The following is a 7579-nucleotide window of genomic DNA, read 5'->3' as shown; positions in this document are numbered from 1 at the left end:
CAAAAAAATGGAGTATGCCGATCCAGAACTGGCGGCTGGCAATGAGTCGTTTTATTATCGAGTTCGGTGACCGCCTGAGCGATCACCTTTAACACAGTGGCAGTTACACAGAATTACTGACAGGCTCGATTTTTGCTGAATCGATAATGAGTAAAATACAACAATCAAAGCATGCCTGGCCTGTGGCCTGGTGTCTTTGGTTATGCTTTTTTCTTTTATGTACTGATGACAGAAATACCTGTGTGTTCGGCATACTCTGCAAATACTGTTGGTATCCACGCGGTCAAACGTGATTAGTCCTCCCGCCCATATCAGGTCCTGCATGTTAAGGATGCCGTTTCAGGTTATTAAGAGTAATTAACCTGAATGAATCTTTGCAAAATCAAACGGACTCACTCCCTTATCACAATTAGCGTCAAGAAAATCCGCCCACCACTGCAACATTAGTCTGCGCTCATCCAAAAACTCAGCCTTATGAATGTAAGCCGCACGTACGCCATTTCGCTCCTGATGACTCATCTGTCGTTCAACTGCGTCTCTCGACCATAATCCTGACTCAATCAACGAACTGCATGCCATTGCCCGGAAGCCGTGACCACAGACATCTACCTTTGTATCGTAGCCCATAAGCCGCAGGGCATTATTCACCGTATTTTCACTCATGGGTTTCCATGGATTGTGGTCGCCAGTGAAAATTAGTTCATATTCTCCGCTGATGATGTGGAGCTGCTGCAGAATATCAAGCGCCTGAGTAGAGAGTGGCACCAGATGCTCTGTCCGCATTTTTGAGCCACGATGGGAATACTTGACACCCTCAATAGGTTTCCGCTCTGGAGGAATGGTCCACATGGCTTTCTTGAAGTCGATCTCAGACCACCTGGCAAAGCGAAGCTCGCTGGACCGTATAAAGATAAGCAGGGTTAGTTTAGTTGCCAGTCGGGTGAGAGGTTGTCCTCTGTATGCATCCAGTCGTTCAAGTAACTCTGAAATGCGATTCAAGGCGAGGGCAGGGCGGTGCTGTCGTTTCACCGTCGTTAAAGCGCCAGCCATATCCATGGCAGGGTTATAGCTAATAATGCCTGACTGGGCAGCATAGCGCATGATTGAAGAGATACGTTGCTGGAGGCGGGCTGCAATTTCATATATCTCTTTGGCTTCAGCTGCTTTAACGGGAACAAGTAAATCGGGAGTCCTGAGGGTGGTAATATCACGTGAACCGATATAGGGGAAAACATGAGTCTCGAGACTTTTAAGTATTTTCTCACTATGTGAGGCAGACCATTTTTTGTTGCTCTTATGCCACTGTCTTGCGATGCCTTCAAATGTCTGAGCTGTTTCGGGTACAGATTTTTTTCTCCGCTTCTGTTCGCACGGGTCAATTCCTTCCGCTATATGTTTCCTGGCCGCATCGCGCTTTTCCCTTGCTTCTGATAACGAGACGTCAGGATAAACACCGAGAGCAAGCGTTTTCTCTTTACCCAGAAATCGGTAGCGCAGTCGCCAGTAGCGGGAGCCATTGGGGTGAACGAGCAAAAACATGTTGCCGCTGTCGGCAAGTTTATAAGGCTTTTCATCCGGTTTAGCTGCACGGATTTTAGCGTCAGTGAGCGCCATTGGCGGTGTCTCCTGATAGAAAAAGGGGTATAAATTTTATCGAATCAGACTATACCCTCAGTTGTACCCTCGCAAGGGACTTGATGTGGGTTGAAGTTGATTGAGTGAGGTGGAGTTAAGGAATTGTAGGTGTGTTGATTTTTGTGGACTCAGAATGCAAAAACGGACCTCCGTGGAGGTCCGTTGATATGAATTTGGTGCCCGGACTCGGAATCGAACCAAGGACACGGGGATTTTCAATCCCCTGCTCTACCGACTGAGCTATCCGGGCAACGGGGCGCATTAAACCCGATCTGCCCCGTGGCGTCAACGAAAAATGTTGTTTTCGTTACAGACTGCGCAATCTCTCACCATTTCGCCGTATCCTTAAGCAAAAAAGTGCGTCCAGAGCGCAGAGAGTGGCATGGCGAGCAGCAGTGCGGGCAGCATGTTCACCACGGCAAACATCTTAATCCCACAGATGCGTAGCCCGGTCGCCAACAGCAGCAGGCCGCCGACGGCGGTGAAGTCTGCCATCATCGCCGGCGTGGTGAGCGGGAGAATCAACGTGGCGCAGGTGGCGAGCGCGAGTTGAATAAGCAGCATCGGGATGCAAATCGCCGCCACGGCGACGCCAAGGGTAGTGGCGAAAATGGTGGCGGTGAAGAAATCAAGGAACGCTTTCGCAATCAATATGCTTGGGTCGCCGGTCATCCCTTCCTGCATTGAACCGAAAATCCCGGTGCCGCTGGCGCAAAACAGAATGATGATGGCGACATAGTTTTGAATAAACGACTCGTGCGTGCCGTGTTTCGCCTTGCCGCCCGGTCGGGCAATCAGGTTTTTGGCTTTACTCACCGCGCTGTTAATGCCTTTTTCCAGATAGCAGAACTCGCCAATCAGCGCGCCGAGCAGGGTGGCCAGCACCATCACCGGCAGGTTGGCGCATTTGATCACGAGAAGAATACCGATCCCTAACGATGCCAGGCCGAATATCGAGGGCATGGAGGTGCGAATACGCTCCGGCAACCGCTGGCTCAGCACGGCGCCGAGTACGCCGCCCAGCAATACGGCGCCTGCGTTAATAAATGGCCCGATAACCAAAGTTAACTCCTGTTATTTAATCATTGATATTGCATTATTATGGCACGGCAGGGCTGCGCGAGCCTTAGCTTTGGTTGGTTTCGTGCATACTGATTCCTTCTTGCACCTCAAAATAAAAGGTGACATTATTGCGCGAATTTTCTCCTCCCTGTCTCACCGCCCGGTGAGGGTAACTGCGCCTATGAAAACCATGAAAATTGCCGTCAGCCGCGAGCTGCTCTCCACTGTGTCTACGCACCGCGAAAAGGTGACGCTGGACAGCACTGATTTTACCGATGTGGCGGCCGTCGTCATCACAACAGCTGAAAGTCGCAGCGGCATTCTTGCTCTGCTGAAACGCACGGGCTTTCATTTACCGGTGTTTATTTTCTCGCAGGAGCCAACGGACGTACCCGACGGCGCCACCGCGGTCATCTCGGGTAAAGCTCAGGAGTTTCTGGAACTGGAGAGCGCTGCCAGCCGCTACGAAGAGAACCTGCTGCCGCCTTTTTTCGACACCCTGAGCCAGTATGTGGAGATGGGCAACAGCACTTTCGCCTGTCCGGGCCACCAGCACGGGGCATTTTTCAAAAAACACCCGGCAGGGCGACAGTTCTATGATTTCTTCGGTGAAAACGTGTTTCGCGCCGACATGTGCAACGCCGACGTGAAGCTGGGCGATCTGCTGATCCACGAAGGGTCCGCCAAGCACGCGCAAAAGTTCGCGGCGAAAGTGTTCAACGCGGACAAAACCTACTTCGTGCTGAACGGCACCTCAGCGGCCAATAAGGTGGTAACCAACGCGCTGCTGACCCGCGGCGACCTGGTGCTGTTCGACCGCAATAACCACAAATCTAACCACCACGGAGCGCTGATCCAGGCGGGCGCCACGCCGGTTTATCTTGAGGCCGCGCGTAACCCGTTTGGCTTTATTGGCGGGATTGACGACCACTGCTTTGACGATGCCTATCTGCGGGATCTTATCCGTGAAGCGGCGCCGGAGAAGGCCGACGAGGCGCGCCCGTTCCGCCTGGCGATCATTCAGCTTGGCACCTACGACGGGACGATCTACAACGCCCGCCAGGTGATCGACAAGATCGGTCATCTCTGCGACTACATCCTCTTTGACTCCGCATGGGTGGGTTACGAGCAGTTTATTCCGATGATGGCGGAAACGTCCCCGCTCTTGCTGGAATTGAACGAGAACGATCCGGGAATTTTCGTGACCCAGTCGGTGCATAAACAGCAGGCCGGGTTCTCGCAAACGTCGCAGATCCATAAAAAGGATAACCACATTCGCGGTCAGGCGCGTTTCTGCCCGCACAAGCGGCTGAACAACGCGTTTATGCTGCATGCCTCCACCAGCCCGTTTTATCCGCTGTTCGCAGCGCTGGATGTGAATGCCAAGATCCACGAAGGTGAAAGCGGACGCAGGCTGTGGGCGGAGTGCGTCGAACTGGGGATTGAAGCGCGCAAGGCGATCATTGCGAATTGCCATATGATCAAACCGTTTATCCCGCCGGTGGTGGCGGGCCGGCCGTGGCAGGATCATCCGACGCACGCCATCGCCAGCGAGCTGCGCTTCTTCAGCTTTGAGCCGGGGGCCAAATGGCACGGCTTTGAGGGCTATGCCCGCGAGCAGTACTTTGTCGACCCGTGCAAGCTCCTGCTGACCACGCCGGGTATCGATGCCGAAACCGGTGAGTACACGGATTTCGGGATCCCGGCGACGATTCTGGCGCACTACCTGCGCGAAAACGGCATCGTGCCGGAGAAATGCGACCTCAATTCGATCCTGTTCCTGCTGACGCCTGCCGAAAGCAGCGAGAAGCTGGCGCAGCTGGTGGCGATGCTGGGCCAGTTCGAACAGCATATTGAAGACGACACGCCGCTGGCGGACGTGCTGCCGACGATCTTCCAGAAATACCCGGTGCGCTACCGGGATTACACCCTTCGCCAGCTGTGCCAGGAGATGCACGATCTCTACGTCAGCTTTGACGTGAAGGATCTGCAGAAGGCGATGTTCCGCAAGGAGAGCCTGCCTGAGGTGGTGATGAACCCGCAGGATGCGAACCGGGCCTATATTCGCGGTGACGTGGAGCTGGTTCGCATACGGGATGCCGCAGGGCGCATTGCTGCCGAAGGGGCGCTACCCTATCCGCCGGGCGTGCTGTGCGTGGTGCCGGGTGAGGTCTGGGGCGGGGCGGTACAGCGTTACTTCCTCGCGCTGGAGGAGGGCATCAATCTGCTGCCGGGCTTCTCGCCGGAGCTGCAGGGGGTTTACAGCGAGAAGGATGCCGACGGGATTAAGCGGCTGTATGGTTATGTATTGAGATAGTGCGGGCTGTTGCCCTCACCCTAACCCTCTCCCACAGGGAGAGGGAACCTTTCATCAAACCGCACTACGCTTGTACATCCTCCTCGGATGCCCAATCTTGCCGTACAGCATCTCCACCGTCAGAAAACCCGCCTCTACGCAGTGTTCCAGATAGCGCCGGGTGGTGGTTTTGCTTAATCCCGTTTCGCTCACCACCTCATCCACGGTAAAGCAGTGCGTTGCCTTGTCGTTGAACAGCGTCTGCACCCGCGCCAGCGTATTTTCCTCAATGCCTTTACTGCCGTTGTCCAGGCGGTAGTTTTTCGCCTGGAGCTGATAGAGCGAATCCACGTTCTGCTGGTCGACAATCTTCCAGACGCGCTGCTGTTCCGCAAACTGCACAAACCGCTCCAGCGACTGGCTGAGCCGCTTCCAGGAGACGGGTTTGAGGATGTAGTCGAACGCGCCGTTGCGAATCGCCTGGCTGCAGGTGTCCATATCGCTGGCGGCGGTAATAAAAATCACCGAGCAGTTGGCGCGGGCCAGCATGGGGTTATTGATAAGCGAGATGCCTTTGCCATCCGGCAGATAGTTATCCAGCAGCATGAGCTGCGGCTGTTTGCTTTCAAGCTCTGCCTGGGCCGCAGCCAGCGACGAGGCAATGCCCACCAGCCTCAGACGCGGGTGTTTGCCTATCAGCTCCGCGTGCAGTTGCGCCAGTTCGTTCTCGTCTTCAACAATCAGTACGTCGATAAGTTCATGTTGCATAGTCGGTGTCTTCCAGTTGCCGGGCGATTCCCGTGGCCGGGATAAACAAGGAGAAAATGGCGCCGCGCGGGGTATTATCGGCAACTTCTATCGCGCCGCCAGCCTGTGTGACGTAGCTTTCGATCAGATACAGGCCAATCCCATGATCGCCGCGCGTTTTGGTGGTGATGCCGCGTTCAAAGATCCGGTCACGCATCTCCGGTGTAATGCCAACGCCCTGGTCGGCGACTTCAATAATCAGCTCCTGTTCGCTGAGTTTGATCAGCACTTCTACCGGCGCGTGGGGAAGCGGCGACCGCTGTGTTGCTTCGATGGCGTTATCCAGCAGGTTGCCAATAATCGAAATCAGCTCTTGCTCACCAAGGGGCAGGAACGGTCTGTCCAGCCGACAGCCCGGGTCGAAACACAGCTCTACACCTTTCTCCCGCGCGCGGGCGGCTTTCCCCAGCAGCAGGCCGCACAGGGTCGGGGAACTGAAGCGCGAAGAGATAAAGTCCAGCAGCTCCTGGGCATGTTCCGACTGTGCCTGAATGTAGCCAATGGCTTCCTCATAGCGGCCCATGTGCAGCAGGCCGGAGAGGGTGGTCATCCTGTTTAACTGCTCGTGGCGCATAATGCGCAGGTTATCGACATAGCGTTTAACCTGGCTGAGCTGGGCGCTTAGCGAGTCGATCTCGTTGCGATCGCGGAAGGTGATCACCCAGCCCTGCAGCGACCCCTCAAGCATAATGTGCACCCGGCTGGCAATCACCGTGAGATCGTTAAAACGGCAAATCTCGTCATGGGTATCTTTCGCCAGCATCGTCTGCGTGTCGAAGAACGGGACCGGATCGATCACCTGGCTTATCAGCTGTCCGCGCAGCTCGCGGGCCGGCTGGCTCAGGCCCAGCAGCTTGCGCGCCGCCTGGTTGATGACTTCAATCCGCCGCCGATCGTCAATGGCAATCACGCCTTCATAAATAGACTCCATCATCGCCTTCTGCTGGCGCACCAGCAGGCCGATCTCGCGCGGCTCAAGGGAGAAGATCTGCTTCTTGATGCTGCGGGTAAAGAACCAGGAGAAGATAAAGAGAGCGATCAGCAGCAGCACGGCGGCAATCAGGATATTGACCACTTTGCTGACGGTAATGGTATCAAGATAGCTGGTGAGATAGCCGACAGAAACAATGCCGACCACCTGTCCAGCGGCGTTGAAGATAGGGGCTTTACTGCGCAGCGAAATGCCCAGCCCGCCTTTGCGGATGGTGGTGGTGCTTTTACCCTGCAACACGGCTTCATTGTCTCCGCCAACCAGGGTTGTGCCCACTCTGTCGGCAAAGACGGAGTGAAAAAGATGCTGCCCCTTATTATCACCAATCACAATAAAGCTGGCGTCACTGTGCGCAGAAATCTTCTGCATAAAATCATGGATGGCGCTGATATTCTTTTGTTCAACTTCATTACGCAATGTTGGAATAAGCGCAATCTCTTCAGCCTGTATTTTGGCACGCGTACTCATTTCCTGATAAAGCTGTTTCCCGACGTCGGCATAATAATATCCGCCCAGCAGCGCGAAAAGCACCGAGAAAAAGGCAACCAGCGAAATAAACAGCTTAATCTGGAAAGAAACTTTCATAACTATCACGCGAGGTAGCAGCAAAGATCGCCAATATATCATCTTTTTTTGCGCTGACGCCCGCTTTGCCGAAAACTTGTGATCCCTTGCACAGCGGGCGCTGTAAAAGCGTTATGCTGAAGGCGAACGTGCTTCGGGCTTCCCGAATAAATGTTATTTGTTTGTTCAATTCGGAAAAGAAACCATAAAAACCACGGCAATAA

Annotated in this window: 5 protein-coding genes and 1 tRNA gene; 1 reads left to right on the top strand and 5 read right to left on the bottom strand. The window is 54.3% G+C overall.

The genetic code is table 11. The annotated features are described in order from the left end of the window. Nucleotides 1-357: 357 nt before the first annotated feature. From ACERY3_RS21870 to ACERY3_RS21860, 3 genes are all read right to left on the bottom strand, one after another. Entirely contained in the window at nucleotides 358-1614 is a 1257-nt protein-coding gene (locus ACERY3_RS21870; protein WP_262771690.1) for an integrase arm-type DNA-binding domain-containing protein, read from the bottom strand. A gap of 195 nt (nucleotides 1615-1809) precedes the next feature. Beyond that, nucleotides 1810-1885: transfer RNA gene (locus ACERY3_RS21865), tRNA-Phe, on the bottom strand. A gap of 95 nt (nucleotides 1886-1980) precedes the next feature. Beyond that, a complete protein-coding gene (locus ACERY3_RS21860; RefSeq protein WP_199029149.1) occupies nucleotides 1981-2697 on the bottom strand; it encodes a DUF554 domain-containing protein in 717 nt (238 codons plus the stop codon). Between the two features lie 181 nt (nucleotides 2698-2878). Here ACERY3_RS21860 and ACERY3_RS21855 point away from each other — a divergent pair, with 181 nt between their 5' ends. Continuing rightward, nucleotides 2879-5014 (top strand): ornithine decarboxylase, encoded by a 2136-nt coding sequence (locus ACERY3_RS21855; protein ID WP_048979386.1) that lies wholly within the window; start codon nucleotides 2879-2881, stop codon nucleotides 5012-5014. 54 nt (nucleotides 5015-5068) lie between these two features. On the opposite strand, the gene ACERY3_RS21850 is transcribed toward ACERY3_RS21855, so the two are convergent. Next, a complete protein-coding gene (locus tag ACERY3_RS21850; protein WP_023309148.1) occupies nucleotides 5069-5761 on the bottom strand; it encodes a response regulator in 693 nt (230 codons plus the stop codon). Then, nucleotides 5751-7376, bottom strand: a complete 1626-nt coding sequence (locus ACERY3_RS21845) for a sensor histidine kinase (protein WP_087823212.1) — start codon at nucleotides 7374-7376, stop codon at nucleotides 5751-5753. Before ACERY3_RS21845 ends, ACERY3_RS21850 begins: the two co-directional genes overlap by 11 nt. Nucleotides 7377-7579 lie beyond the last annotated feature (203 nt).

This window comes from Enterobacter cloacae complex sp. ESBL7 (assembly GCF_041679625.1).
In the GTDB taxonomy this organism is placed as follows: Bacteria; Pseudomonadota; Gammaproteobacteria; order Enterobacterales; family Enterobacteriaceae; genus Enterobacter; species Enterobacter asburiae_B.
The sequence above is the reverse complement of the archived record's forward strand: the minus strand, read 5'-3'. Positions and strand labels throughout refer to the sequence as shown.

What these genes read in the sequence shown, in the direction of transcription:
- ACERY3_RS21870 (WP_262771690.1), bottom strand. Translation starts at nt 1,614, where the DNA reads ATGGCGCTCACTGACGCTAAAATCCGTGCAGCTAAACCGGATGAAAAG.
- ACERY3_RS21855 (WP_048979386.1), top strand. Translation starts at nt 2,879, where the DNA reads ATGAAAACCATGAAAATTGCCGTCAGCCGCGAGCTGCTCTCCACTGTG.
- ACERY3_RS21850 (WP_023309148.1), bottom strand. Translation starts at nt 5,761, where the DNA reads ATGCAACATGAACTTATCGACGTACTGATTGTTGAAGACGAGAACGAA.
- ACERY3_RS21845 (WP_087823212.1), bottom strand. Translation starts at nt 7,376, where the DNA reads ATGAAAGTTTCTTTCCAGATTAAGCTGTTTATTTCGCTGGTTGCCTTT.